The organism is Corynebacterium testudinoris (genome assembly GCF_001021045.1).
Taxonomy (GTDB): Bacteria; Actinomycetota; Actinomycetes; order Mycobacteriales; family Mycobacteriaceae; genus Corynebacterium; species Corynebacterium testudinoris.
The window spans coordinates 630,415-655,333 of the sequence record NZ_CP011545.1 but is presented as its reverse complement, the minus strand read 5'-3'; the positions used below and the strand labels follow the sequence as shown (position 1 = coordinate 655,333).

The following is a 24,919-nucleotide window of genomic DNA, read 5'->3' as shown; positions in this document are numbered from 1 at the left end:
GCTAACCCTAGTCGTTTCCACCGGTCGATGAGACCAGCAGTGCCTCCAGCCTGGCCCGATCCGGCAGATCGCGCGGTTCGAAGGTCTCCCCGGTGGCAACGTAATGGAATGCCGCGCGAATCGGCTCCGTCGTCCCGGTGATACGCGCCCACGCCTCCCGGTAGACCGCCAGCTGGATGATGGCTGCCTGCCGGTCCTCGCCCGTCGGCTTTCGGCCTGTCTTCCAGTCCACGATCATCCACCCGTCCGGGTCATCAGGGTCCCGGAATACCGCGTCCATTCGCCCGCGCACGACGGTATCGCCGATGCTCACTTCGAAGGGTTGCTCCACCTGCTCCGGTGTCCGTTCGGCCCACTCGCTCCGGGCGAAAGCCTCCTTGAGATCATCCAGTTCCGCCGAATCGACGTTCTCCTCGTCGATGCCCGGCAGCTCATCCTCATCCAGCAGCGCCGTCGCGCCGAAGCGGTCCTCCAACCACTGGTGGAAGGCCGTGCCCCGCTTGGCAAAGGTATTCGGCTTGAATGGCACCGGGCGGCGTTGGCGCTTTGCAAATTGCTGCGCATCCGACCGCAGAGCCACCAGGTCAGAGGCCGTGAGCTCGCCGGGTAGTTCCACCTCCACCGTCGGGGCGAGCAACGCCTCCTGCTCCTCAATGAGCGCGGCCGTTTCCCGCTCCCAGAAGTCGAAAGTCTCACCCGGGGTGAGCGGCGGCAGCTCATCCATCGCCGCCCGCACCAACTCCGCGCCCGCCACCGCGTTGGGCTCCGCGCGGAGGTAGGGGAATGTCCCCGTCTCGGCCGGCTCCGCCGGTTGCTTATCGACGTCCCCCTCCCCCACCTCCCAGGCCAACACATCCACTGTGACTTTGTCTTTCGTGTCGTTCAGGCCTTTCAGGCCTTCCAGGTGCTCATAGGGTCCCGGCCGTTGCCCACTGGGAGAGGCCGTGATGATGAGGTTGTGTTCGGCTCGCGTGAGGGCCACGTAGAACAGGCGAGCATTCTCCTCCGCCAGCTCGGCTTTCTTTTCTTCCCGGTATTCCTCAAAGAGCTTGGAAAACTGGGAGCGGTTCTCCGCCTCGCTCGTGTCCACCTCGGCGTCGGGCACGCGGGAAGATTGGGTGAGAAACGTCTCCGTATTACCCCGGTAGGTGTTCTTATCGGCGTGGAGGACGCTGACCGTGCCCCACTCCAGGCCCTTGGCTTTGTGGACGGTCATGATCTGCACGCGGTCCTCCTTGACCACGGCGTCACCCGGCGCGAGGCCATCCTCGTGTTGGCGGGCCAGCTCGAAGTAGTCGAGCAATCCGGCGAGGCTGTCCCCGGGATAGGAGGCAACCGAGTCGAGGAAGGCATCGAGGTGCACGGGGCCCACCGTGTTCGGCCGTGCCAGCACCTCCGTGCGAATCCCGAAGACCTCGACGATGTCACCGAACAGGTCGGGCAGGGATTTGCTCAGGCTGTGCGTGCGCAGGGCGCGCAACCGGCTGCTCAGCATCTCGAGGCGGCGGACGCCCTCGGCGGAGTAGCGGGAACGCTCACCCAGGTCCGCCACCGCGTCGGTCAGGCCGGCGATCTGCTCCGGCGGGTCCGCCAGGATCGCGTCGACCTGGGCGCGCAGCCGATCTTCCGGCAGCACGTCCTCTCCCAGGCGGAGTCGGCGTTGATCGTTGTCCGCCCCGGCGGTGAGATTGCGGGCGCGGTCACGCAGGGCAACGAGATCGGCCAGGCCGAGCCCCACGCTGGGGCCAGCGAGGATCCTCAACGCCGCCGGAGTGTTTTGCGGCCGGATGAGCATGGTGGCAATAGCCACAAGATCAGCAATCTCCGGCAGCGACAGCAATCCGCCGAGCCCAAACACCTCGTAGGGCACTCCCCGGTGTTCCAGGGCGCGGGCGATCTCGGCGGTGTGTTTGTTCTTGCGCACGAGCACGGCGGCGGTGAACTTCTCGCCCTGCGAGCGCAGGTACTGCTCGTTGAGCAGGTCGGCGACGGCGTTGACTTCATCCTCGGCGGTGGCGAAGTAGCCGATGGATACGTGCCCTTGCGGTGCCCCATCCCGCGGTGTCAGCTCCTCCACGGGGCGATCGGGGCCCCTGCCCAAGAGCTGATCACTGACGTGGTTGGCCAGTGTGAGCACTTCGGCGGGGTTGCGCCAGGAGGTGGTCAGCTGGCGTTTCGGCGCTGGTGTGCCCGTGGCGGGATCGAGGGGGAAATCGTGGACAAATTCCTTGAGGTTGGCAGAGGTAGCCCCGCGCCAGCCGTAGATCGCCTGCATGGGATCACCGACGGCGGTGACTGTGACATCGGTGTGCCCGCCGAAGAGGCTGGTCAACAACACCCGCTGGGAATGGGAGGTGTCCTGGTATTCGTCCAACATGACGACCTTGAAGCGCCGGCGCTGGGACTGCCCCACCGAGGCATGCGTTGACGCGAGGCGGGCCGCCACCGACATCTGCTCGTTGAAGGTGGTCACCCGCAGGTTCGCCAGTTCCTGCTGCAACTGCTCCACGAGGGGGAATTGATCGATGCGCTCCTGCTGCGCCTTCATCCACCTCTGCTGGTCCTTGGTGAAGTACTCCGGGGGCTTTTTGCCGTACGGCGGTAGGGATTCCAGCTCCTTGATAAACGCGCGAGATTCCTCGATGACGTCTTCCGGGGTGGCCAGGCTGTTGCCCATGTCGGTGATGAGCCTGAGCAGCCTCTCGGTGACCGTCCCCGCCTGGCCGGTGGCGGAATGCCGACCGCGATAATCCTTGACCACCTGGTAGGCGATGCCGTGGAGCTCCGCAGCAGTGATCATCCGGCTGGCGGGCTCGACCGGCACGAGGAGCCCGTACTCCCGGACCAGTTGTGCGGCGTAGGCGTCATAGGTGGAAACGGTCGGCGTGAGGTTGACCACATCATCGGCGAGGGTGCCGCTCGGGTCGAGGTCACGGATCTTCGGAGTTCCCGCCAAGGTCTGCAGCCGACCGCGGATGCGGGCGCTGAGCTCCTGGGCGGCCTTGCGGGTAAACGTCAATCCCAGAATCTGGTCGGGAGTAACAATCTGGTTCGCAATCAACCAGACCACGCGGGCGGCCATCGTCTCGGTTTTGCCCGCACCGGCACCAGCCACGACGAGCAGTGGCCCTGGGTCGGCGCCAATGATGTCGGACTGTTGCTTGGTCGGAGTGTGTTCCTGCCCCAAAACCTTGGAGAGAAGCTCCGGGCTGATCGCATTAGGCATCGATGGTCAACTTCCCTTCGGGCTGGACGGGGCAGATAGCTCTGATCTGGCAGGAAGAGCAGTGGTCATTGACTCGCGCGGTGAGCAACGGGCCGGTCATCTCTGCCAACAACGGGGGAAGCAAGGCGGCGAACTCCGCCAACTCCTCCTCCGTGCGGGCTACTTGCTCCAGATCGGTGATCTTGACGGTGTCGGTGCCGGGATAGAGCAGCACCCCGGAGGCGACGTGGAGGGCATCATCGGGCGTGGGGGCATCGACCACCTGGCCGTCCACCAGCGCCCCCTTCCCTAACGCGAGCTCATAGGCAAAGAGCTGAGCGTGCTCCGCCAGCTTCTTCTTGGTGATGGCGGTCCGAGCCGTCTTCAAATCGACGACCTTGACGCCGCCGTCCTTTTCGCGGCTGAGCAGATCCATGCGTCCGGCAATGCGCACGCCGTCGACGGCCTCGACGTCGAGCGGCACCTCAACCCCGACGAGGTCGTGGGCCCCGCGGTGGGCGTCCAACCACTGCCGGGTCCGCAGCAACAGGCGAGTGAAATCCTCCTCAGCAGTATCCCGGCGCCATTCCGGATCATCGAGGATCTGGGCAAAACCGGATACCACCAGCTTCTGGGCGACCTCCGGATCCACTCCCCGCCCCAGCGCCTCCAGGTAATAGTGGGCCAGGTTGCCGCGCGTGAGGGCGATGGGTGATTCTTCTTCGTCCCAGAGCTTGCCCACGACCTCGCGCAGCGGGCAGGTGAGCAGGCCTTCGATGCGCGACGGGGACAGTGCCCGGGCGCTGGGCAGCGCCTGGGCTGTGGAGGGCTCCGTCGTGGTCCACCAGTGTTCCGGGTCGGCTCCGGGGACTCCGGCCTGCGCGAGTCGGGCGAGTTGGCGGGCAGCTTGCTGGCGGACGTCGCTGCGGGCGGTGGGATCACACACGGCGCGGCGTAGTTCGGCGAGGAGTGCCGGGCTCGACAGCAGGCGCACGTGGAGGGGCTCGTAGTCTTTTCCGGAGGCTGCGGGGTCGCTGGCGTAGCGCTGCACCTCCAGTTTGTGAGCAGTGCAGAACTCTTCGAGGAAGCGGGACGGCTCCGTGACCTCGTCGGCGTCGGGGGCATAGATTCCGGTGAGCAACAGCGAGTGGGTGGCGCGGCTGGTGGCGACGTGGAATAGCCGACGCTCTTCCTTGAGGCGGTCGGCGGTGTGCGAAATCGGCAGGTTGGGGTCAACATCGGCGTCGAGGAGATCCACGAGCTCTTCTTGGTCAAACAACGAACCCGTCTCGCCGAGCGACGGCCATGCTCCTTCTTGCGCCCCGGCGACGACGACAGTGTGCCACTGATTGCCCACGGTGCCGTGGGCGGTGAGCAGGGCAACGGCCTCGGGCACTGCCGAGCGCCGGTCGCGGACTCCGGTGGGCAGCTCCTGCTCCGTGATGGTGGTGATGAAGCTGTGGAGGCTGCCGGTGGGGCGGCGCTCGGCATAGTCACCAGCGGCATCAAAAAGCGACATGACGGCATCAAGATCGCGATCGGCCTGGGAGCCGGTGACGCCGCCGCGCAGCGACGCGGCGAGCAGGTGATCCGACAAGCCGGTGGCGTACCACACGGCCCACAACACCTCTTCGACGCTGCCGTGGGCATCGAGCGCCGCGCGCCCAGCGTCGAGGACCCGACGGATGCGCAGAAGGATGTGCTGCTCACGTTCGGTGAGCAGGGTGCCAAAGTCGGGCAGCTCCGCCTCCGGGGCGAGGAGGTCGATGAGGGTGTCCTTGCCGCGCTTGTCCGGATTGAACCGGCGCAGGCCGCGGATGAGGCGCCGCAGCGTGACAGGATCGGCGCCGCCGATGGGGCCAAGAACCAGATCATCGACTTCGGTGGGGCTGAGGGATTCCGTGAGCGCCCGGATGCCCAGGACGAGGCTGGCGACGATGCGTTGTTCCGCCAACACCACATCGGTCGGGTTGAGATGCACCGGCACGCCCGCCCCGAGGAGCGCGCGCCGAACAGCCCCGATCTGACCTGTGGAGCGAACGATGACGGCCATCTCCGACCACGGCACCCCATCGAGGAGGTGGGCGCGGCGAAGTGTATCGGCGATGAGATCGTGCTGGGTGGTGCGGGTATCGACGATAACGACTTCCCGCTGGGGGGCGCGCCGACTAGCCCCCACATCGAGTTCATGCTCGGCGGGGAACTCCCGGAGGAAAGCGGGGGAAGCGCCGCGGAAATGGAAAATCGACTGCTCCGGGTCGCCCCCGATCACAACCAACTCCGTGCCCGGGACGAGCTGGCTCAACAGCGAGGCCGACGTGGGGTCGAGGTGCTGGGCATCATCGACGATGAGGGTGTGCCACCGTGAGCTCACCCCCTTGTCCAGCGCCGCCCCCACGAGCTCGGAGGCGCTGTAGCTGGTGTAACTCGAGGCCGCCGACAGTGCTTGGGTTTGCTCATACTCCCTGAGGAACTCCCCCGCCGCCGACCACATCGGACGCCCATGCTGGGCACCTAAGGATTCCAGGCGTTCCGGGGACAGGCCCCGCTCCGCCGAACGCAGAAGGAAGTCGCGCAGTTGACGGGCAAAGCCGACGAACGTCAACGCGGGGCGAATCTCCGCTGGCCAGCTCCCGCGCGCATCATCGGCCTGACCCTGCAGCAGCTCGCGAATGACGGTGTCCTGCTCCGCGCCGGTGATGAGGCGAATGGGTTCCTCGGAGGCATCCCGCAGCAACGCGAACGCCAAGGAGTGCACAGAGCGGACGAGGGGGGCCTGGGACGCGAAGTCCGTCCCCGCCAGGCGATCATTGAGCTCCCGGCGGATGCGGGCACCCGACTCCTTGGAGGCGGCCACGACGAGCACCCCGGACGGGTCGACTCCGGCGGTGGCCAAGCGCGCGACGACCGTGTCCACGAGCAGGCTGGTCACCCCGGACCCTGCCTGTCCGGTCACCCGCCACGTGCCGGTGGCGGGTAGGTCGAAGGGCCAGTCCCGGTCCGGCAGATCCAGGCGGCGGGGGACCAAACGGACCTTGGGGTCCACGGCGTACATCGGGGCAGGAGTCGACATGCCCTATAGTGTGTCAGCCAGCTTCAACATGAGGACATCCTCCACCCGTCGAATATGGGAACGCGCGTTCGATGTTGCGTCGGGGTGCAGGTCATTGAGGTGGCGTCGATAAGCAACTGCCCGCAGGAGAAGCTGATCGATGTCGGGAATGTGCCGGAAACGGTCGACGATGGCGTCGTCGACCGCACCAGCGATGAGCCCATCGACCATGACCAAAGCGGCGGTGTAGCCATGCGGACGCGGGGCCCCGCACGGAATGATGTCCGTGATCGCCGGCGCCTGCGTGCCGTGATAGATCGTGGACGCCAGCAAATCGGCGTGCCCCACCTGGAGCGGAACATCCAGCGGGCGGTACTCCTCCGCGGTCTCCTCCCACGCCCGGCGGTCAGCGAGAACAAAGGGGTCTTCCACCTCCGGGGCGGGCGGCGGAGCCTGCCCGGCCAACGCATCCGCCAGGCGCACGGCGACGCCAACGGTCTCATCGACCCGGCGCGCCAACTCCCCGTCGATCCAGGTGGAGGCATTCCACCCAGCCACGACGAAGCGACCGTCGGTGGAACGCACTGGGCGGGCGATGCGTACCCCTTCCACCTGCAGGGTTGTGCGCAGCTTCGCCGACCAGCCGGTGGACACCCGACCGGACCGGGCGTAGACGATGGAACCGATCCGCCACCCGTTGTCCCAGGCATGCCCGGCGCGCTCGGCCCGGCCTTCCTTTCCCTGAAATGCCGAGATGACGTGGGAAGGTACGACTTCCGCGTGCTCCCCGGTCACAGGACCGCCGGCCTTGGGTAGGGCCACGGATTGAAGACGCAGGTATCGGAGTTGTCTGGGTAGACCTCGTCGGGGTTGAAGCTATGCAGCTCGCGGTTATTCAGGCTCAGGGTTTGCTGCATCATGATCGGGGCGAGCTCACCGTTGCTGCCGCAGGCCTCATGGGCCGCGTAGCCAATGCCATGTCCCACTTCGTGGTTGAGCAGGTATTGGCGATACGAGCCGAGGTCGCCGTTGTACGTCGTCGCGCCCCGCACCCAGCGGGATTCATTGATGACGACATGGCTGACCCCGTCGAGATTAATGTGGCAGCTGGTTTCCATCTCCAGGTCACTACCGCACATGGCGTGGGTGGTGTCGACGCTGGTCAGCTGGATGCGCATATCCGGCTCCTGGTCAGCAGCGACGTGCACGAAACGGAAACGAGGGTCGTTGGTCCAGCCCTTGGGGTTAGACAAGGTGGCGTCAACGAGCGCGGAGAGGGCATCATCGCCGCCGGAGCCGGCGGTATCCACGCCGTTTTCCACCTCAACGACATAGGTGACGGTCTTCTCGCGCCCCTCGCCCGCCTGCATGCCTGGCGTGCCGACGACGCGGTAGGTGCGGTCACCCCGTTCCGCATAGGGCCCGCCCGGCGGAAGCTCCGTCGGCGGAAGGGCCTGGGCGGGGGAATCCGCCGGGTTAGGCCCGGAGTTTCCGGGGGTCTGCGCCGAGCCGGAACCCACGGTCGGGGTGAGGTCCCCATCGGCCGTGATCTCCCCCTCCGGCGCACCACTAAACACGTCCACCAACACCCAGATGGTGATGACGATGAGAACGGGGATGGCGTAGGCGCGCCAACCCAGTTCGCGAGCCAGGCTCACGAACAAGGTGTCACGGGAACGCTTCGCCATGGACTATTAGGCTCCAGCGAAACCGACGGAGCGATGGGTCGGGGTACCGACCTCGACGTAAGCAATGCGGGAGACAGAAATGATGTACGCACGGTCCTTCGAATCGACCAGGTGCAGGGTGCGAGCGTCGCCGTTGAGGGCCTCATTGACCTGGGCAACCACCGCTTGCTGGTCCGATTCGAGGTTGATTACTAGTTCGCGGGGAGAATCTACAAAGCCGATCTTGATATCCATGCGGTCCATCATAGACGGGAGGCCGTAGTATCTAAGGTGTGTCTGCATCAAACTCCTCTCCGACCTTCGCCGAGCTCGGCGTGGCTGCGGAGATCTGCGAGGCGCTGGCCTCCCAAGGGATCACCCATACCTTCGCAATCCAGGAGCTGACGCTTCCGCTGGCGCTCGATGGGGTTGATCTCATCGGCCAGGCCCGCACCGGCATGGGCAAGACCTTGGGCTTTGGTGTTCCCCTCCTGGATCGCGTCTTCGATTCGGCTGAGGTGGAGGAACTCGACGGCACCCCGCGCGCGCTGGTCATCGTCCCGACGCGTGAGCTCGCCGTCCAGGTGGGGGAAGATCTGGAGCGCGCGGCCGCCAAGCTGCCGGTCCGGATGGTCACCATCTATGGCGGTCGCCCGTACGAGGAGCAAATCTCCGCCCTGGAGGAAGGCGTCGACGTCGTGGTGGGCACCCCTGGCCGCCTCATTGACCTCTACAATCGCGGCGAGCTGCACCTGGACCAGGTGGCAGTGCTCGTGCTCGATGAGGCCGACGAGATGCTTGACCTGGGGTTCTTGCCCGATATTGAAAAGATCCTCCGGGCGCTCACCCACGAGCATCAGACGATGCTGTTCTCAGCGACGATGCCTGGGCCGATCATCACTCTCGCCCGCAGCTTCCTCACCAAGCCCGTGCACATCCGCGCCGAGGAGGTGGGCTCTGCTCAGACCCACTCGACCACTCGTCAGGTGGTGTTCCAGGCGCACCGCATGGACAAGGCGGCTGTTACCGCCCGCATTGTCCAGGCCACCGGGCGCGGCAAGACCATCATCTTTGCGCGCACCAAACGCACGGCCGCAGAAGTGGCGGAGCAGCTGGCGGAGCGCGGCTTCGCGGTCGGCGCCGTCCACGGCGACATGGGCCAACCAGCCCGCGAGAAGTCGCTCAACGCTTTCCGCCAGGGCACGATCGATTTGTTGGTGGCCACCGATGTCGCCGCCCGCGGCATTGACATCGACGACGTCACCCACGTCATCAATTATCAGACTCCGGATGATCCGATGACCTACGTGCACCGAATCGGCCGCACCGGTCGCGCGGGTCATTCCGGCACCGCCGTCACCCTCGTGGGCTATGACGAGCTGCCGAAGTGGCAGGCCATCAACGATGAGCTGGGGCTCGACATCCCGGAACCGCCGCAGTGGTTTTCCACCTCCCCCGAGCTCCTTGAGGCCCTGGACATTCCCACCGGAACGAGCGAGACCGTCGGGCCTGCCCGGAAGGTGTTGGGCGGTGGAGCCGTCACCCGTCCCGCGCGTCCCAATCGGACCCCCAACCGTGGCGGAAGGCCCCGCCGTCGATGAGCGCCCCCCTGCGCCGAACACGCGGAGACCTCATTGCCACCGGCGCCATCACGGCTGTGTGCCTGATGGCCGTGGGAGGAGTGTGGGCGACCGCGCCGATCCGTTCCTCTCACCTCACCCCCGCCGCCACCGAGTACGTCAACCCCGGCCCCCGCACCAGCGTCCCGGATCAGCTCTCCCCCGCGTGGAGCCGTCCGGACGTTCCGCTGCCCGGTTCGCGGCAACCGTTGGTGGTGGACGGTCTGGTCATCAGCGTCGAGGATCGCTCCCTCGTGGCGGTGGATCCCAGCGGCTCTGAGGTATGGCGCTACGATCGCGACCTCGACGTCTGCGCCGTTGCTGCGGCCTGGGGCGAGGTCGTGGCCACGTATCGTTCCAACGCCGGTTGCGGTGACGTCGTGTCCATCAAGGCCTCGACCGGCCAGTACGACGACACGCGCAGTTCGCTTGCCCCGGATGAGGTCGTCGGCATCTCCTCCAACGATCGGGTGGGCACAGTCGCTCCTGAGCGCCTCGAGCTGTGGCGCTCCGATCTCGTGCGCACCGTCGAGTACGGCGAGGTCGAGGGCATCCAGGAGCCGAATCTCCAACCCAACCCGGGGTGCCAGATCACCTCGGCGCTCACCCGGACGGAGCTGCTCGCCATCACCGATTTTTGTGATGGCAGCACGTGGCTTCGCCTACTTGATGCCACGCCCGAGGAATCCCGCAAGCCCGAAGTCCTCCACGAGACGTTGCTCAGCTCCCCCGGCGCCCGCGTCATCGCCGTCGCCCAGGAGGCCGCCGCCGTCTACGTGCCGGGCGATACTCCCCGCCTCATCGGCGTGGACAAGGAGGGAACTAAGTTGTGGGATCGGGACGTGCCCTCCTCCCCGCTTATCGACGCCGCCGCAGACAGCACCGCAGCCATCGCACCGGTGGTTGCGGATTTGCCGCACCACATGACGTGGTTCGATGGCGAGCGCCTCTACCTGCTCCAACCCTCCACCCTCGAGGTTGCCTTCATCATCGAAGAAGCCATTGGCCCCGGTGTCGCCGTCGGCGATCGGCTCCTCGTCCCCGTGGACGACGGCATCGCCGTCTACGACTGGGAGGCAGGAGCAATGGAAAAAACCATCCCGGTTGACCGTGGGACGGTCGACGGGATGGTGTCGCTCAACGTGGCGGGAGACGCGGTCGTCGAGAAGCGAGGCGACAGCCTCGTGGGTCTGAACTAGCGGCCGTAGGAGGCAGCCACCCAGTCCAAGGACTGGCGGTTAAACAGGCACGCCAGCGCGACAATCGCCGAGATGGCAGAAATCGCTGCGGCCGCAGCTGCGCCCTCGGTGAACATGTAATAAGAGATGGGAAGCAGGATCATTTCCCACATGGCCACGGGGCCTCGGCCCCACTTGCGGCCGCGCATCATGGAGATCGCGGCGGCGATGATCGCGCCGAAAATGATGATGAGGTAGATCGCGGTGCCGGTGCCCACCCAGCCGATGTTGCTGTTCTCGCTGATCAGGGACGTCTGCTCGGCATCGGTGACGTCGCGGTAGATAAGGAAAGCCGCAAAGCACAGCACGAGGACGGACTGCACAATGGCGATGGTGCCCGCCCAACGCAATGGAGCGGGTGGGAGGGGGCGCTTATTCTCTATCGGCTTCTCTTTCGTCACGCTGACTGAGTCTATAGGGGTCCATGGGAGCGCGACAGCACCGTGGGCCCCTTCGGCGACACCACCGGGCCGGAAAATCTTCCCACCCAAGCGATCCGGTTCCTGAGAATTTGACGTTTCCAGGAGAAAAGTGCTTTAGCAAGCATCAGCGTTATTGCAGGTCAGCGGATTTGTTGCAACGACCTCAAATCGTAGCAAGCACCCCCTCGCCGAGTTAACAACACATATTATTCTGTGACGTCTCGCACAATTTGACGTTTACCCCTAGCGCACATTCCGTTCACGTGTCATTATTCCTGGGTAGCAAAAACAGCCGACACCTTAACCGGCCATTAACTCTGACACATCACAGGGTTAAGGCCACGTGAACCGAGGCGGAGTCTGCATTGACTCAGAGCCCGACACCGTGGCTAACGCAAGAATGTTGACCGCCCCAAGGCGGTCTATTCATGATGTGCGCTCATGACAGACGTTTAACAAACTTTTAAAGGAGAATTTCCCATGGATTGGCGCCACGAAGCAGTTTGCCGCGACGAAGACCCCGAGCTCTTCTTCCCCGTCGGCAACTCCGGCCCCGCACTTACCCAGATCGCAAAGGCAAAGGTTGTCTGCAACCGCTGCCCCGTTACCTCCATGTGCCTGAAGTGGGCCCTCGAGACCGGCCAGGACGCCGGCGTCTGGGGCGGCATGTCCGAGGACGAGCGCCGAGCGCTCAAGCGTCGCAAGAACCGTGGACGCGGTCGCGCCCGCGTCGCTGTCTAGCACAGACCGGGCCCAGCTCGACAGCCTCTGATCACCCCCAGCAAGGCTAAATTTCTCGCGACGAACCCCGACCGCTACAGTTGACGTTTAAGTTGACATCCAAACCACCAAGGAGAATCACATGAGCAAGCGTGGTCGTAAGCGTAAGGACCGCCGCAAGAAGGGCGCTAACCACGGTAAGCGCCCCAACTCCTAAACTAGGACGTTAAACGGCGAAAAAGACCGCCCTCCCCCGAGTGGGGAGGGCGGTCTTGTCGATTCAGGGCCACAGCGCGTGCGCCCCCGAACCCAGTGAGTCGAGCAAAACCCGCACTTCCTAACAACTTCGCGGGTCGGGAAGGGGGATTGACCCCGGAGTTGTTAGGAAGTGCGGGTTTCGGCCCCTGCCCCAACGCCGGCCCCACTTCCGGCGCCAGCCCTGGGTAACGGGTGTGTCCCCGAACCCGATCGCGACGCCCTCCTCGCGACTTTTAGGCCATTTTCCGGCCCCCGCCGAGCGCCACCTGGGGTTTCCGGTGCCCGGCCAGCGTTCCGGTCGCGATCAGGGCGTCGCGAGGAGTCAGCCGAAGCGCGTCACCCGGATCTCCATGGTGATCCGCTGCCGCAACGTCACCGGAGCAGCCTCGGCCGTGCAGCACTTCTTAAGTAGCGCCCGGATCTCGTGCTCAGACTGCAAACGCCCGGCGCAGTCGGGGCACGACGAGACGCGTGAGAGGATCGCGTGGGCTTCTTCGCGGGTCGTGGCCGGGTCGAAGAGGGCACACAGATTGGACTGCATGTCCTCACAGTTACAGTCACAGCTCTCGCTGCTCCGCTGGGGATCTGCGTTCATCGGGTGCTCGCTTCCGTGTCTTTCTGGGCGTCTTGCTTGTCAGTCATATCGGGATGATCAAGACCAATCCCTTGCTCGTGCGCTACTTCCTTTAACGCCTCGCGCAGTTGTTTTCTTCCACGGTGGAGCCGCGACATCACGGTTCCCAGCGGGGTGCCCATGATCTCGGCGATTTCTTTGTAGGCCAGACCTTCCACATCGGCGTAGTAGACGGCCATGCGGTAGTCCTCCGCGAGCTGGTTCATGGCGTCGGCGATTTTGCCGTCGGGCATGTTTTTCAGCGCTTCCACTTCGGCGGATTCCAGGCCGGTGGAGTCGTGGGAGCTGGTCGTGTACAGCTGGTGATCCGAGATCTCTTCGTCCCAGCTCTGCGCAGGTTGGCGCTGTTTTTTGCGGTAGGTGTTGATGTAGGTGTTGGTCATGATCCGGTACAGCCACGCCTTGAGATTGGTGCCCGGTTTGAATGAATCAAACGCCTTGTATGCCTTGAGGAAGGTTTCCTGGACGAGGTCTTCCGCGTCGGTGGGGTTACGGGTCATGCGCAGTGCACCGCCGTAGAGCTGGTCGAGCAGGGGCAGGGCCTCTTCCTCGAAACGGGTGGCGAGCTCTGTTTCTGTCATGGGAACCATTCTAGGGCAGCGGTGCATAATGGCAGACATGGCCAAGAAGAAGAAGGCGAGCGCCCCTACCGCCGCAGTTCAGGTCCTCATCGACGCCAGCATCCCCCACCAGCTGCAGCGTTTCGACGCCGGGCATGATCATTTCGGTGAGCACGCTGCCGCCGCCCTTGATGTCGATCCGGGCCTCATCCTCAAGACCCTGGTCGTGGATACCGGCTCCGGCCTGGGCGTGTGCTGCGTGCCCGTGACGGGGAAGCTGTCGTTGAAAAAGGCTGCCGCGGGTTTCGGCGTCCCCAAGGTAACCATGGCTGATCCGGCGAAGGCGCAGCGCTCCTCCGGGTACATTCCCGGTGGTATTTCTCCCATCGGTCAGCGCACCGCCCTGCCCACGCTTATCGATGCCTCGGTGGCGAACGCCAGCACCGTCTACGTTTCCGGGGGTCGCCGGGGCCTCGACATTGGCGTGGCGCCGGGTGATCTCGCGCAGGTCACGGGCGCGAGCTTTGTCGATCTAGCTGCCCAGTAGCTCGGCGTAGTCGTTGCGCACGTTGCCCACGGCCTTATCCACCGGGCGTACGGTGAGCTGCTCGAGGTAGTCCACGGGGGTGGGGTGGAGAAGTTCGGCGGCTTGCTCTGGGGTGCCCTGCGTCCATTGGTCGATCTCCTCTTCCGTGAGCAAGCGGGGCAGGCGGTTGTGCAGCCAGGCTAGGGGATCAACGGCCTCGGTGGTGACGATCGTCGAGGACAACTGGTTAACGCCGGTGGCCCACAGCGCGGCGGCCCACATGATCGTGCCGGAGCTGACGAAATGGGGTACTTTTCCCTCCCCACCGTCGTGCCACTCGTAGTAGCCGTCCATGGGGATGAGACCACGCTGGTGTCTGAAGGCGTCGCGGAAGCTCGGCTTGGACGCGACGGTCTCTCCCCTGGCGTTGAACAATGGTGGGCCGGTGTTGTCCTTTTTCCACGCTGGCAAAAGTCCCCATCGGGAGGGATCGATCTGGGCGAAGGATTCACTGAGCCGAACCAGGGGCACGACCTGGGTCGGGGCGATGTTGTAGCGCGCCGTCGGGGTACCTTCCGGCGCATGGACTTCCCTCACTCCGGGCAGGGCACCGACCTGGGTGAGGAGGGATTCACCGGTGGTGAAGAGAACAAATCGTCCGCACATGCCGTCCATTATGGAGGAACCTCTATTATGAAGGCCATGACTGCCAACTGGACCGCGCCGACCGCACACGGACCGATCCGGTGGACCCAGCACATCCCCGGTTCCAAATCGATTACCAATCGTGCCTACATTCTCGCAGCCTTGGCCGCTTACCCTTCGGCTATTCACGGGGCCCTGCATTCTCGCGATACTGCTCTCATGGCGGATGCTCTCCGCGCGATGGGCACGGGTATTCGCGATACGGAGGGGGTCGTCTACGTCGATCCGGCTCCGTTGCATGGCACGAAGGTCGAGTGTGGCCTCGCGGGCACGGTTATGCGTTTTGTCCCGCCGGTCGCCGCGTTGGCCAGCGGGCCCGTGCTTTTTGATGGTGATGCTCAGGCCCGCACCCGCCCCATGAGCACGATCCTCGATGCTCTTCGCGCGTTGGGTGTTTCTATCACGGGCGATACCCTTCCGTTCACGGTGGAGAGTTCGGGCATCCCGGTGGGCGGCACCGTCGAGATCGATGCTTCCGCGTCATCCCAGTTCGTCTCCGGCTTGTTGCTTGCGGCGCCGCGCTTTGCCAAGGGCATCACGGTTCGCCACGTGGGAGCGAAGCTCCCCAGCCTGCCGCACATTGAGATGACGGTGGCCATGTTGCGTCAGGCCGGGATCACGGTGGATGAGTCGGAGAACCAGTGGCAGGTGCACCCCGGCCCGATCCAGGGCCGCACCTGGGTCGTCGAGCCCGATCTGTCTAATGCCACACCTTTCCTCGCCGCGGCGGCGGTCACGGGGGGTTCCGTCACCGTGCGCAACTGGCCCCTGGATACTACCCAGCCGGGCGATGCCATTCGGCTCATCCTGGAGCGGATGGGCTGCCAGGTCGACCTCATCACCGCCGCCTCTGGCCCCGGGTATGACCTGCAGGTCACCGGCCCGAAGCCCGGGAAGCTCAATGGCGTCAACCTGGATATGTCAGATATCGGGGAGCTCACGCCCACCGTCGCGGCGCTCGCCGCTCTCGCCTCCGAGCCATCCATCCTCAGTGGCATTGCCCACTTGCGGGGGCACGAGACCGATCGCTTGGCCGCGCTGAGCACGGAGATCAATCGGCTCGGCGGGCATTGCCAGGAGTTGCCCGACGGCCTGCTCATCACGCCCGCCCCGCTCCATGGCGGCGTGTGGCATTCCTACGCCGATCACCGCATGGCCACTGCCGGTGCCATCATTGGCCTCGTGGTGGAGGGAGTTGAGGTGGAAGACATCCAGACCACCTCTAAGACGTTGCCCGGTTTCGAAACCATGTGGGCGGACATGGTTCATGGCTAAGCGGAATTGGGACGAGTCTGATGTCCGCGTGCGGCCGTCGAAAAGCTCCCGGCCCCGCACGAAGGACCGGCCTTCGCACGAGGACGCGGAGTTCGGCATGGTGGTGACTAAGGACCGCGGGCGGTGGGGCGTCGTCCTCGACGGCCACACCGAACCCGTGGTCACGATGCGGGCCCGCGAGTTGGGCCGCACCCCCATTGAGGTCGGCGATCGGGTCGGCGTTGTCGGGGATACGTCGGGGAAGAAGGACACCCTCGCGCGGATCGTCAAGTTGGAGGAACGCACCTCGGTGTTGCGGCGCACTGCCGATGACACAGATCCTTATGAGCGCATTGTTGTTGCCAACGCCGATCAACTGCTCATCGTCACCGCCGTCGCCGATCCCCCGCCGCGCTCTGGCTTCGTCGAGCGCGCCCTCATCGCTGCCTTCGTGGGTAACCTGCACCCCATCTTGTGCCTGACCAAGTCCGACCTCGCGGATCCGAGCGAGTTCGCCGCTGAGTTCACCGACCTCGACGTCACGGTGGTCACCGCCGGCACCGAGGATCCGCTCACCGAGGTCCAAGAGCTTATCGACGGCCACGTCACCGCCTTCATCGGCCATTCCGGCGTGGGTAAGTCCACCCTGGTCAACCGCCTTATTCCTGATGCCCATCGCGAGACGGGCGAGGTGTCTGGCGTGGGCAAGGGCCGCCACACTTCCACCCAATCGGTGGCGCTGCGGCTGCCCGATGGCCACGGCTGGATCATTGATACCCCCGGCATCCGCTCCTTCGGCCTCGCCCACGTCGACGCCGACACCGTCGTCGGCGTCTTTGAGGATCTAGCCGCCGCCGCCGAGAACTGCCCGCGGGGCTGCACTCACTTGGGTCCCCCAGCGGACCCGGAGTGTGCGCTCGACCTGTTCGCGGAGGACTCGGCCTCCGCGCGGCGTCGAGAAGCAGTGCGCAAGCTGCTGGAGGCATTGCGCACCAACAACGACTGGGAGATGTAACTCCCAGGCGCTTTAGGCGCTGACGGCGACCTTGGCCCGCCACTCCGGCGTGCGACCGGAGAAGTTGAGGATCGCTTCCTTGACCGTGGGGCGCAGCTTCTGCAGCAACGGCAGCGCCGTGCGCAGACCCGCGCGGTGACCCTCCTCGTTCGCCCCGACCCACAGCTTCTCGGCGACCTCGGGGTACTTGGCAAAGGCCACGTTGGAGCGCACCTCTGGGGCATTATCCCGATCAGCGGCGAGGTACTTGTTGGGCAAGGTCAGCTTGAGCAGGGTCTTTTGCACCTTGAACAGCTGCGCCGGGAAGGAATCAGTGTTGTAGGGCAGGTCGAAATCGTTGCAGATGGCGCGGACGCGCTCGCCGATGGACGCCAGGCGGTTCGACGGCATGTCCGGGAAAAGGTGGTGCTCGATCTGGTAGTTGAGGTTGCCGGACAAGATGGTGAGGATCTTGCCGCCGTGGAAGTTCGCGGACCCCAGCATCTGGCGGAGGTACCACTCTTCGTGGGTCTCGTTCTTCCACTGCTCCTTGGTGAAGGTCTCTGCCTCATCGGGGAAGTGGCCGCAGAAAATCACCGCGTAAGCCCAGATGGAACGCACCAGGTTGGCGGTGGCGTTGGCGGTGACGGTGTGCTTAAAGTTCGGGCCCGTCAGCGCCGGGTAGAGGACGTAGTCACGCAGTCCCTGGGTGCCGGCTTTGCGCGCGGACTCCCAGAACTTGGGGGAAATCTCTTTCCACTCGGCGCGGCCGGCGGCAACCTTGCCCAGCTCGACGTCGTAAAAGCCCACGGCCCATTCGAACAGGGACGCCAGCGTGAGGTTGATCACCGGCTGGAAGGTGTGCAGCGGGGTCCACTTGCGGTCGCGGGTGACGCGCAGGACGCCGTATCCCACGTCGGTGTCCATGCCGAGGATGTTGGTGTACTTGTGGTGCGCGAAGTTGTGAGTGTGCATCCACTGTGAGGAGGGGCAGACGTTGTCCCACTCCCAGGTGGTGGAGTGGATCTCTGGGTCATTCATCCAGTCCCACTGGCCGTGCATGACGTTGTGGCCGATCTCCAGGTTCTCCAGGATCTTCGACAGCGAGAGCAGGCTTACTCCGGCGATCCAGAAGGGCTTCCGATTGGAGAAGAACAGGGCGCCACGCCCGGCGATCTCGATCCAGCGCTGCACGCGGATAAGCGTCTTGATGTAGCGGACGTCTTGTTCGCCGAGGTCGGCTTCGAACTCTTCCTTGATGGCGTCGAGGCGACGACCGATCTCGAGGATGTCCTCGTCGGAGAGGTGGGAATAGGCCTTGATGTTGTCGATTGCCATGAGGGTAGCTCCTAGACGTCGATGGTGATGTCGCCAGCGGCTACGCCGACGCAAGTACGGATGCGTGTTCCGGGTTCGTGGGTTTGGCCAGTGCGGAGGTCGAGCACGAAGCCGTCCGACAGCTCTCGGACGCAGGTCTGGCAGATGCCCATGCGGCAGCCAAACGGCATCTGGACGCCCGCCTCTTCACCGGCCTCGAGAATGGTGGTGGCGCCGTCAGCCTCGACGCTCACGCCGCGGTTGCCGAAGGTGATCGTGCCACCCTTAGCGTCGGAGGCGCGGTCGAGGGTGAAGCGCTCCACGCGGATCTCTACCCCGTTTTCATCGGCCCACGTTTCCAGCTCGTCGAGCATGGTGGCTGGGCCACAGGCGTAGACCACGCGATCGGCGAAGTCCGGCACGAGCTCTTCCAACACCGTCGGCGAGACTCGGCCATCCTCGGAGGTGACCTGGATATGAGCGTCGTAGTCCTTGAGCACCTCCTCGAAGATGAGGTCTTCGCGCTTGCGCACGGAATGCACGACCGCAATGTCGACGGCCTGGCGCTTGGACTCCAGCGAACGCAGCATCGCGATGACGGGCGTGACCCCGGATCCCGCGGTGACGAAGAGCAGCTTCGGCGGCATGGGATCGGTGAGGTGGAAATCGCCAGCGGGGGCCGCCAAACGGACGTTGATGCCCGGGCGCGCGGTGCCAACCAAGTGGTTGGACAGTTTGCCCTTCGCCACCGCGCGGACGGTGATGGCGAACAGCCCATCGCGGGTCTCTGGGGAGTTGGTCAATGAGTAGCTGCGCCAGGTGAAACGGCCCCCCACGCGGAGGCCGATGCCGATGTACTGGCCAGCCTCGAAGTGAACGGGCACGCCCCAGCCGGGACGGATCACGAGGTGGATGGTGTCATCCGGGAAGCGCTCAACGCTTTCGATCTTTCCGCGGAGCTCACGCTTGGACCACAGTGGGTTGACCAAGCTGGTGTAATCGTCGGGAAGCAGTGGCGTGGTAAAACGTCGCAAGACGCCACGGACACCGGCGAGACCATCGGGTGACGTAGACATCGACCCCTCCTTTTGCTGACAAATGTTACGATGTCGAAGCCTACGGGAGCGTAACTACGGTGTCCAACAACACGCGGGGCGTGTCAAAGCAATTCCACCAAAAAGGGCAGTTCAGTCGGGTCATAGAACGCCATGAAGTTATCTTGGGCATCACCGACCACCAATTCAGCGTCGATGTCACCCAAATCAGAGGCATCAACCGCATCAATCGCAGCCCTGGTCGCTGCTTCCGACTCCTCAATGTCGATGTGGATGGCGGCGAGGTTATCCACCGTCACCTGCGGCGGGTGCAGCTTGACAATGCTCTCCCCCAGGTCCGGCTGCATCTCCACCACCGAATCATCAACATCCACGGAAATGACCACCCGGCGGTTGGGGAACGTCTCCTCATCCCCGATCGCGAGCAGGCGCAGCGAGGCTTCCGCCGCGTCGAGGAAAGCCGCGTGGGCAATCTCCTCCTCATCCCCGGCGGTGTAGAACTCCACCAGGGCCGGAGTGACGGCAAACCCCCACCCCGACCTGGCCGTCAGAGTGCCGGTCTCATGGAAATTGGCCAGCATGCCAAAGGTAGCGGGCAGATAGACGCGCACTTAGAACTCGCCCTCGATGTCAAAGATCGAACAGATCTCAATGACCGCGCGATCAAAGACCTGGTAGAGCACACCCACGAGACCCGCTTCGACAGCGCCGCGCACATTGAGGATCGAATCATCCACCATGACGCAGTCATTCATCGGCAAATCAATGGCAGCAGCGGCCGCGGCGAAGGCCGCCTCTTCCGGCTTCTCCGCCCCGATCTCCCCGGAGAGCAATACCGCGTCGACGACGCCGCGGAACTCCCACTCACGGATGTGCTCCGCGCCGGGGCCGCCCGGATCGTTGGACAAGATGGCCGTAGCCACGCCGTTGGCCTTCGCCGCGCCGAACAGATCACGCCAGCGCTTTTGGTCCTCCTCCGTCCCGTCCAGCACACCTACATAGTCGACGATTAGTCCACGCACTCTTTAGCTCCCTTTTCATATCCCATAAACGGGCTTGACGTGTCACAATAGTACCCAGCCCACGTCGCGTCTGCCCTGATGAACTCACCAGGAGCCAGAAGCCCATGTTGATGCCCATTCCCGGACTCACACACTTGAAGTTGTTGGTCCCCTCCACCCCGCTTATCGACGTCCGCGCTACCCCACCCCGCACCATTCCCACCGCAGACAGCACACAGCTGTCCACCTCCCTCGTCGTCATCGCCCTCGAGGCAGCCTTCGGGATGCGTCGTGCCTCCCAACTCAACGCCACCCGCTTCGGCATGTCCGTGCGCACCCACATTGCCGCCCGCCAACGCTCGGGCCTACGGCCCGAGCCCGTACGCATGGGCGCGCTCCACCTCCAAGACGACGGCGAACTCTTTGGCACCGCCCACGCCGGCGGACGGGCCTATGCGTTTACTGGGTGCGTGGACAAGCAACGACTTCTTAGCTTTCGGGTGCTGTCTGGCCCTACTCCGAACTACCCTGGCACACAGCACGCGCCCCCACCGATCTAAGGAGCTTTCTATGACCGTGAATATTGATGACCTGCTTGCGAAGGTGCCTACTGGCTTGCTTATTGGCGGGCAGTGGCAAGAATCCTCCGATGGTTCCACCTTTGACGTGGAAAATCCTGCAACTGGGGAGGTTCTCCTGACGTTGGCGTCCGCGACCTCCGATGATGCTCGGGCTGCGCTGGATGCGGCGTGTGAGGTCCAAGATGAGTGGGCCCGTACGGCGCCGCGTGAGCGGGCTGAGTTGCTGCGCCGTGGTTTTGATTTGGTGCAGCTGCGCAAGGAGGAGTTCGCGACTCTGATGACGTTGGAGATGGGCAAGCCGTTGGCGGAGGCTCGCGGCGAAGTGGCCTATGGGGCTGAGTACTTGCGGTGGTTCTCCGAGGAGGCGGTGCGCGATTATGGTCGGACGTTCCCAGCTCCTGAGGGCACGTTGCAGATGTTGACGCGTCGGAAGCCGGTGGGTCCCTGTTTGCTCATCACTCCGTGGAATTTCCCCTTGGCGATGGCGACCCGCAAGATTGCGCCTGCTATCGCGGCTGGCTGCACGATGGTGTTGAAGCCGGCGAAGCTCACGCCTTTGACCTCGCAGTATTTCGCCCAGACGATGCTGGATGCGGGGCTGCCCGCGGGCGTGCTCAATGTCGTGTCCGGGTCCTCGGCGTCGGCGATTTCTGAGCCCATCATGTCCGACCGCCGCCTGCGCAAGATTTCCTTCACCGGCTCCACTGCGGTGGGCAAGTCGTTGCTCAAGGCGGCTGCCGATAATGTCTTGCGCACCTCGATGGAGCTTGGCGGCAACGCGCCGTTCCTCGTCTTCGACGATGCTGACATTGACCAGGCGGTCGAGGGCGCGATGGGCGCCAAGATGCGCAACATTGGTGAGGCGTGCACCGCTGCGAATCGTTTCATCGTGCACGAGTCAGTTGCGGAGGAGTTTTCCACGAAGTTCGCCCGCCGTATCGCCAGTCTCACCCTGGGCAATGGGCTCGACGATGGTGTGACCTGCGGTCCCCTCATCGACGAGAGCGCCCGCCAGTCGGTCACAGAGCTTGTCGACGACGCCGTTTCCCAAGGCGCCCGTACCCTCACCGGTGGCACCCCCGGCCAGGGTGCCGGCTACTTCTACACCCCGACAGTGCTTGTCGACGTCCCCCGCGACGCCCGCGTCGCCCAAGAGGAGATCTTCGGCCCCGTCGCCCCGGTGATTACCTTCCGGGAGGAGAAAGAGGCCCTCGAGATCGCCAACGACACCGAGTACGGCCTGGCTTCCTACGTGTACACCGAGTCCGTGGATCGCCTGTGGCGTCTTTCCGATGCCCTGGAGTTCGGCCTCATGGGCGCCAACGTCGGAGTCATTTCCAACGCCGCCGCCCCCTTCGGTGGCGTGAAACAATCCGGCATGGGCCGCGAAGGCGGCGCAGAGGGCCTGGCCGAGTACACCACCTTGCAGTACATCGGCATGCGCAACCCCTACGCGGCGGGCTAGGCTTCGGCGGCCTCTGGCTGCTGCTCAGCGAACTGCTTACGCAGGAGGAAGAGGTTGCGCACCGTTTCCTCCTGGATGGCGTCCTTCATGGCGTTGAACATGTCGCCGCCTTCCTTCTGGTATTCCACCAGCGGATCGCGCTGCGCCATGGCCCGCAGGCCGATGCCCTCCTTGAGGTAATCCATCTCGTAGAGGTGCTCGCGCCACTTGGTATCAATCACCGGAAGGATGACCATGCGCTCGATGTTGCGCATCTGCGCCTCGCCACCGATGGCGGAAACGCTGGCCTCCAACTCGTCGTACTGGTTCTGCGCATCCTTGGTCAGGGCCTCGGTGAGCTGCTCCGCCGTGATCTCTCCGGCGGAGCCGTACTCGGTGCCCTCAACGAGGCTCTGCCAGGTGAAGGTCGGGCCGTAGAGAGATTCCAGGGCATTCCACAGCTCGTCCAGATCCCAATCCTCCACGAATCCGACGGCGGTGGCGCCATCGACGTAGGCAGCGATGGTCTCGTCGATCATGTGCCGGATGTTGGTGGCAATGTCCTTGGATTCGAGGATCTCACGGCGCTCGGCGTAGATGACCTTGCGCTGCTCGTTGAGGACCTCGTCGTACTTGAGCACGTTTTTGCGCATCTCAAAGTTCTGGTTCTCCACCTGCGCCTGCGCGCCCTTGATGGAGTTGGTGACCATCTTGGCCTCGATCGGAACATCATCCGGGACGTTGAGGCGGTTCATCATGTTTTCCATGGACTGTCCCACGAAGCGGACCATGAGATCGTCGCGCATGGAGAGGTAGAAGCGGGTCGAGCCCGGGTCACCCTGGCGGGCGGAACGGCCACGCAGCTGGTTATCAATGCGGCGGGACTCATGGCGCTCAGTGCCCAGCACGTAGAGGCCACCCGACTCGCGGACCTGATCGCCCAGGCGAGCCGACTTGGCCTTCACCTTGGGCATCTCCTCTTCCCAGGCAGCCTGGTAAGCCTCTTCATCCTCGAAGGGATCAAGGCCGCGCTCGCGCAACTTGATGTCACAGATGACGTCCGGGTTGCCGCCGAGCACGATGTCAGTACCGCGACCGGCCATGTTGGTGGACACGGTCACCGCGGCAGGCAGACCAGCCTGGGCGATGATCTCACCCTCCTGCTCATGGTGCTTCGCGTTGAGCACCTTGTGGGCAATGCCGCGCTTCTGCAGCAACTGCGAGAGATACTCGGAGCGCTCCACCGAGGTGGTACCCACGAGGATCGGCTGGCCGTTAGCCACGCGTTCCTGAATATCGTCGGCGACGGCCGCGAACTTCGCCTCCTGCGTCTTGTACACGCGGTCGGTCATATCGTCGCGGATGTTGTCCCGGTTGGTGGGAATAGCGACGACGTCGAGCTTGTAAATCTGGTGCAGCTCGGCGGCCTCGGTCTCGGCGGTACCGGTCATGCCGGCCAGCTTGTCGTAGAGGCGGAAGTAGTTCTGGAGGGTAACGGTGGCCAGCGTCTGGTTCTCGTTCTTGATCTCCACCCCTTCCTTGGCCTCAATGGCCTGGTGCATGCCCTCGTTGTAGCGGCGACCAGCCAAGACTCGGCCAGTGAAAGCATCAACGATAAGGACCTCGCCGTTGCGGACGATGTAATCCTTATCGCGAGTGAACAGCTCCTTGGCCTTCAAAGCGTTGGTGAGGTAGCTGACCAGCTGGGAATGCTCCGAGGCGTAGAGGTTGTCAATGCCGAGCTGGTCCTCGACATAGGCCACGCCGTCCTCGAGCACACCGATGGTGCGCTTGCGGTGGTCTACCTCGTAGTGGATGCCTTCCCGCATGCGGGGAGCGAGCTGGGAGAAGACGTTGTAAAACTGCGAGGATCCGTCGACCGGGCCGGAAATAATGAGCGGTGTACGGGCCTCATCGATGAGGATCGAGTCGACCTCATCGACGATGGCGTAATTGTGGCCACGCTGCACCAAATCGGCGAGGCTACGCGCCATGTTGTCGCGGAGGTAATCAAAGCCCAGCTCATTGTTCGTGCCGTAAGTGATGTCGGCGTCATAAGCAGTGCGACGCTCCTCCGGGCGCATCTCGGAGAGAATAACGCCCACCTGCAGTCCGAGGAAGCGGTGAATACGGCCCATCATCTCTGCGTCACGGCGCGCGAGGTAATCATTGACCGTGACGATGTGGACGCCCTTGCCCTCCAGGGCGTTGAGGTAAGCGGGCAGGACCGAGGTCAAGGTCTTGCCCTCACCGGTCTTCATCTCGGCGACGTTGCCAAAGTGCAAGGCCGCACCGCCCATCACCTGGACGTGGTAGTGCTTCTGCCCCAACACGCGCCAGGCGGCCTCACGGACGGTGGCAAAGGCTTCCAACAGAATGGAATCGAGGTCTTCCCCCTCGGCCAGGCGGGTCTTGAATTCCTCGGTCTTGGCCTTGAGTTCTTCGTCGGTGAGGGCGGCGTACTCGTCGTCTAGCTCGAGAACGCTATCGGCGATCTTGCTCAGACGCTTGACGGTACGTCCTTCACCGGCCCTAAGCAGCTTGGACAATCCAAACACGTGCTGTCGTCCTTAATCTGTTGTGGAACTGGAATAGTCGGTGCCATTGTACTCACCATGAAAAAGCACCGCCCTTTTCGCCTGGGCGAAGAGGGCGGTGCTGCTAAGA

General features: G+C 64.1%; 23 protein-coding genes. 9 read left to right on the top strand and 14 right to left on the bottom strand.

The genetic code is table 11. From position 1 onward, the window contains the following. Positions 1 to 7 precede the first annotated feature (7 nt). Genes CTEST_RS03235 through CTEST_RS03215 form a run of 5 tightly spaced genes read right to left on the bottom strand, consistent with a single transcriptional unit; the run spans position 8 to position 8,179 of the window. Positions 8 to 3,226, bottom strand: a complete 3,219-nt coding sequence (locus CTEST_RS03235) for an ATP-dependent helicase (protein ID WP_047252522.1) — start codon at positions 3,224 to 3,226, stop codon at positions 8 to 10. Continuing rightward, positions 3,219 to 6,278, bottom strand: coding sequence for an ATP-dependent DNA helicase (locus CTEST_RS03230; RefSeq protein WP_047252521.1), 3,060 nt, complete (start codon positions 6,276 to 6,278; stop codon positions 3,219 to 3,221). Before CTEST_RS03230 ends, CTEST_RS03235 begins: the two co-directional genes overlap by 8 nt. A gap of 3 nt (positions 6,279 to 6,281) precedes the next feature. Beyond that, complete coding sequence (locus CTEST_RS03225; RefSeq protein ID WP_236686127.1) at positions 6,282 to 7,079, bottom strand: TIGR02569 family protein; 798 nt, start codon at positions 7,077 to 7,079, stop codon at positions 6,282 to 6,284. After that, positions 7,049 to 7,945: a DUF3152 domain-containing protein gene (locus CTEST_RS03220; protein ID WP_047252519.1), complete on the bottom strand. Its 897-nt coding sequence runs from the start codon at positions 7,943 to 7,945 to the stop codon at positions 7,049 to 7,051. The genes CTEST_RS03225 and CTEST_RS03220 overlap by 31 nt, the downstream gene beginning before the upstream one ends. A gap of 6 nt (positions 7,946 to 7,951) precedes the next feature. Further along, complete coding sequence (locus CTEST_RS03215; protein ID WP_047252518.1) at positions 7,952 to 8,179, bottom strand: DUF3107 domain-containing protein; 228 nt, start codon at positions 8,177 to 8,179, stop codon at positions 7,952 to 7,954. Between the two features lie 38 nt (positions 8,180 to 8,217). On the opposite strand from CTEST_RS03215, the gene CTEST_RS03210 reads away from it, so the two are divergent. Beyond that, on the top strand, positions 8,218 to 9,525 hold the full coding sequence (locus CTEST_RS03210) for a DEAD/DEAH box helicase (RefSeq protein ID WP_047252517.1): 1,308 nt from the start codon (positions 8,218 to 8,220) through the stop codon (positions 9,523 to 9,525). Beyond that, positions 9,522 to 10,742 (top strand): Rv3212 family protein, encoded by a 1,221-nt coding sequence (locus tag CTEST_RS03205; RefSeq protein WP_047252516.1) that lies wholly within the window; start codon positions 9,522 to 9,524, stop codon positions 10,740 to 10,742. The genes CTEST_RS03210 and CTEST_RS03205 overlap by 4 nt, the downstream gene beginning before the upstream one ends. Here CTEST_RS03205 and CTEST_RS03200 read toward each other — a convergent pair. Continuing rightward, complete coding sequence (locus CTEST_RS03200; protein WP_236686126.1) at positions 10,739 to 11,182, bottom strand: hypothetical protein; 444 nt, start codon at positions 11,180 to 11,182, stop codon at positions 10,739 to 10,741. The genes CTEST_RS03205 and CTEST_RS03200 overlap by 4 nt on opposite strands. 501 nt (positions 11,183 to 11,683) lie before the next feature. Between CTEST_RS03200 and CTEST_RS03195 the strand changes: the two genes are divergently transcribed. Together CTEST_RS03195 and CTEST_RS13960 are read left to right on the top strand one after the other, a co-directional pair. After that, the gene (locus CTEST_RS03195; protein WP_047252515.1) at positions 11,684 to 11,944 is read left to right on the top strand and encodes a WhiB family transcriptional regulator; all 261 of its coding nucleotides are present in this window, start codon (positions 11,684 to 11,686) and stop codon (positions 11,942 to 11,944) included. A 121-nt stretch (positions 11,945 to 12,065) separates the two neighbouring features. Further along, complete coding sequence (locus CTEST_RS13960) at positions 12,066 to 12,140, top strand: 50S ribosomal protein bL37 (RefSeq protein ID WP_096877815.1); 75 nt, start codon at positions 12,066 to 12,068, stop codon at positions 12,138 to 12,140. A gap of 363 nt (positions 12,141 to 12,503) precedes the next feature. Here CTEST_RS13960 and CTEST_RS03190 read toward each other — a convergent pair whose 3' ends face one another. Together CTEST_RS03190 and CTEST_RS03185 are read right to left on the bottom strand one after the other, a co-directional pair. Continuing rightward, on the bottom strand, positions 12,504 to 12,722 hold the full coding sequence (locus CTEST_RS03190; protein ID WP_236686125.1) for an anti-sigma factor: 219 nt from the start codon (positions 12,720 to 12,722) through the stop codon (positions 12,504 to 12,506). Between the two features lie 50 nt (positions 12,723 to 12,772). Continuing rightward, positions 12,773 to 13,396: a sigma-70 family RNA polymerase sigma factor gene (locus CTEST_RS03185; RefSeq protein WP_162488751.1), complete on the bottom strand. Its 624-nt coding sequence runs from the start codon at positions 13,394 to 13,396 to the stop codon at positions 12,773 to 12,775. 37 nt (positions 13,397 to 13,433) lie between these two features. Here CTEST_RS03185 and ybaK point away from each other — a divergent pair, with 37 nt between their 5' ends. Then, positions 13,434 to 13,922, top strand: a complete 489-nt coding sequence (gene ybaK, locus CTEST_RS03180) for a Cys-tRNA(Pro) deacylase (RefSeq protein ID WP_047254181.1) — start codon at positions 13,434 to 13,436, stop codon at positions 13,920 to 13,922. Here the strand turns inward: ybaK and CTEST_RS03175 are convergent. Beyond that, positions 13,908 to 14,567, bottom strand: coding sequence for an SOS response-associated peptidase (locus tag CTEST_RS03175; RefSeq protein WP_047254180.1), 660 nt, complete (start codon positions 14,565 to 14,567; stop codon positions 13,908 to 13,910). The genes ybaK and CTEST_RS03175 overlap by 15 nt on opposite strands. 27 nt (positions 14,568 to 14,594) lie before the next feature. Between CTEST_RS03175 and aroA the strand changes: the two genes are divergently transcribed. Continuing rightward, the gene (aroA, locus tag CTEST_RS03170; RefSeq protein ID WP_047252512.1) at positions 14,595 to 15,881 is read left to right on the top strand and encodes a 3-phosphoshikimate 1-carboxyvinyltransferase; all 1,287 of its coding nucleotides are present in this window, start codon (positions 14,595 to 14,597) and stop codon (positions 15,879 to 15,881) included. Further along, positions 15,874 to 16,875: a ribosome small subunit-dependent GTPase A gene (gene rsgA, locus CTEST_RS03165; protein WP_047252511.1), complete on the top strand. Its 1,002-nt coding sequence runs from the start codon at positions 15,874 to 15,876 to the stop codon at positions 16,873 to 16,875. The genes aroA and rsgA overlap by 8 nt, the downstream gene beginning before the upstream one ends. A 12-nt stretch (positions 16,876 to 16,887) precedes the next feature. Here rsgA and CTEST_RS03160 read toward each other — a convergent pair whose 3' ends face one another. The 4 genes from CTEST_RS03160 to CTEST_RS03145 form a co-directional block, all read right to left on the bottom strand. After that, the gene (locus tag CTEST_RS03160; protein ID WP_047252510.1) at positions 16,888 to 18,192 is read right to left on the bottom strand and encodes a fatty acid desaturase family protein; all 1,305 of its coding nucleotides are present in this window, start codon (positions 18,190 to 18,192) and stop codon (positions 16,888 to 16,890) included. Positions 18,193 to 18,203: 11 nt separating this feature from the next. Continuing rightward, complete coding sequence (locus CTEST_RS03155; protein WP_047252509.1) at positions 18,204 to 19,247, bottom strand: ferredoxin reductase; 1,044 nt, start codon at positions 19,245 to 19,247, stop codon at positions 18,204 to 18,206. Between the two features lie 83 nt (positions 19,248 to 19,330). Next, entirely contained in the window at positions 19,331 to 19,837 is a 507-nt protein-coding gene (locus CTEST_RS03150; protein WP_047252508.1) for a DUF6912 family protein, read from the bottom strand. Further along, positions 19,838 to 20,248 (bottom strand): HAD-IA family hydrolase, encoded by a 411-nt coding sequence (locus CTEST_RS03145; RefSeq protein WP_047252507.1) that lies wholly within the window; start codon positions 20,246 to 20,248, stop codon positions 19,838 to 19,840. 104 nt (positions 20,249 to 20,352) lie between these two features. Between CTEST_RS03145 and CTEST_RS03140 the strand changes: the two genes are divergently transcribed. Both CTEST_RS03140 and CTEST_RS03135 read left to right on the top strand, forming a co-directional pair. After that, a complete protein-coding gene (locus tag CTEST_RS03140; RefSeq protein ID WP_047252506.1) occupies positions 20,353 to 20,787 on the top strand; it encodes a hypothetical protein in 435 nt (144 codons plus the stop codon). Positions 20,788 to 20,797: 10 nt separating this feature from the next. Next, complete coding sequence (locus CTEST_RS03135) at positions 20,798 to 22,273, top strand: NAD-dependent succinate-semialdehyde dehydrogenase (RefSeq protein WP_047252505.1); 1,476 nt, start codon at positions 20,798 to 20,800, stop codon at positions 22,271 to 22,273. Here CTEST_RS03135 and secA read toward each other — a convergent pair. Further along, complete coding sequence (secA, locus tag CTEST_RS03130; RefSeq protein WP_047252504.1) at positions 22,270 to 24,810, bottom strand: preprotein translocase subunit SecA; 2,541 nt, start codon at positions 24,808 to 24,810, stop codon at positions 22,270 to 22,272. The genes CTEST_RS03135 and secA overlap by 4 nt on opposite strands. Positions 24,811 to 24,919: the final 109 nt, after the last annotated feature.

Excerpts from the sequence above, each read along its gene's own strand:
- CTEST_RS03160 (WP_047252510.1), bottom strand. The coding sequence starts at position 18,192 with ATGGCAATCGACAACATCAAGGCCTATTCCCACCTCTCCGACGAGGAC.
- CTEST_RS03175 (WP_047254180.1), bottom strand. The coding sequence starts at position 14,567 with ATGTGCGGACGATTTGTTCTCTTCACCACCGGTGAATCCCTCCTCACC.
- CTEST_RS03205 (WP_047252516.1), top strand. The coding sequence starts at position 9,522 with ATGAGCGCCCCCCTGCGCCGAACACGCGGAGACCTCATTGCCACCGGC.
- CTEST_RS03185 (WP_162488751.1), bottom strand. The coding sequence starts at position 13,396 with ATGACAGAAACAGAGCTCGCCACCCGTTTCGAGGAAGAGGCCCTGCCC.
- CTEST_RS03140 (WP_047252506.1), top strand. The coding sequence starts at position 20,353 with ATGTTGATGCCCATTCCCGGACTCACACACTTGAAGTTGTTGGTCCCC.
- CTEST_RS03220 (WP_047252519.1), bottom strand. The coding sequence starts at position 7,945 with ATGGCGAAGCGTTCCCGTGACACCTTGTTCGTGAGCCTGGCTCGCGAA.
- CTEST_RS03195 (WP_047252515.1), top strand. The coding sequence starts at position 11,684 with ATGGATTGGCGCCACGAAGCAGTTTGCCGCGACGAAGACCCCGAGCTC.
- CTEST_RS03235 (WP_047252522.1), bottom strand. The coding sequence starts at position 3,226 with ATGCCTAATGCGATCAGCCCGGAGCTTCTCTCCAAGGTTTTGGGGCAG.
- CTEST_RS03155 (WP_047252509.1), bottom strand. The coding sequence starts at position 19,247 with ATGTCTACGTCACCCGATGGTCTCGCCGGTGTCCGTGGCGTCTTGCGA.
- aroA (WP_047252512.1), top strand. The coding sequence starts at position 14,595 with ATGAAGGCCATGACTGCCAACTGGACCGCGCCGACCGCACACGGACCG.
- rsgA (WP_047252511.1), top strand. The coding sequence starts at position 15,874 with ATGGCTAAGCGGAATTGGGACGAGTCTGATGTCCGCGTGCGGCCGTCG.
- ybaK (WP_047254181.1), top strand. The coding sequence starts at position 13,434 with ATGGCCAAGAAGAAGAAGGCGAGCGCCCCTACCGCCGCAGTTCAGGTC.
- CTEST_RS03135 (WP_047252505.1), top strand. The coding sequence starts at position 20,798 with ATGACCGTGAATATTGATGACCTGCTTGCGAAGGTGCCTACTGGCTTG.
- CTEST_RS03230 (WP_047252521.1), bottom strand. The coding sequence starts at position 6,278 with ATGTCGACTCCTGCCCCGATGTACGCCGTGGACCCCAAGGTCCGTTTG.
- CTEST_RS03215 (WP_047252518.1), bottom strand. The coding sequence starts at position 8,179 with ATGGATATCAAGATCGGCTTTGTAGATTCTCCCCGCGAACTAGTAATC.
- CTEST_RS03190 (WP_236686125.1), bottom strand. The coding sequence starts at position 12,722 with ATGCAGTCCAATCTGTGTGCCCTCTTCGACCCGGCCACGACCCGCGAA.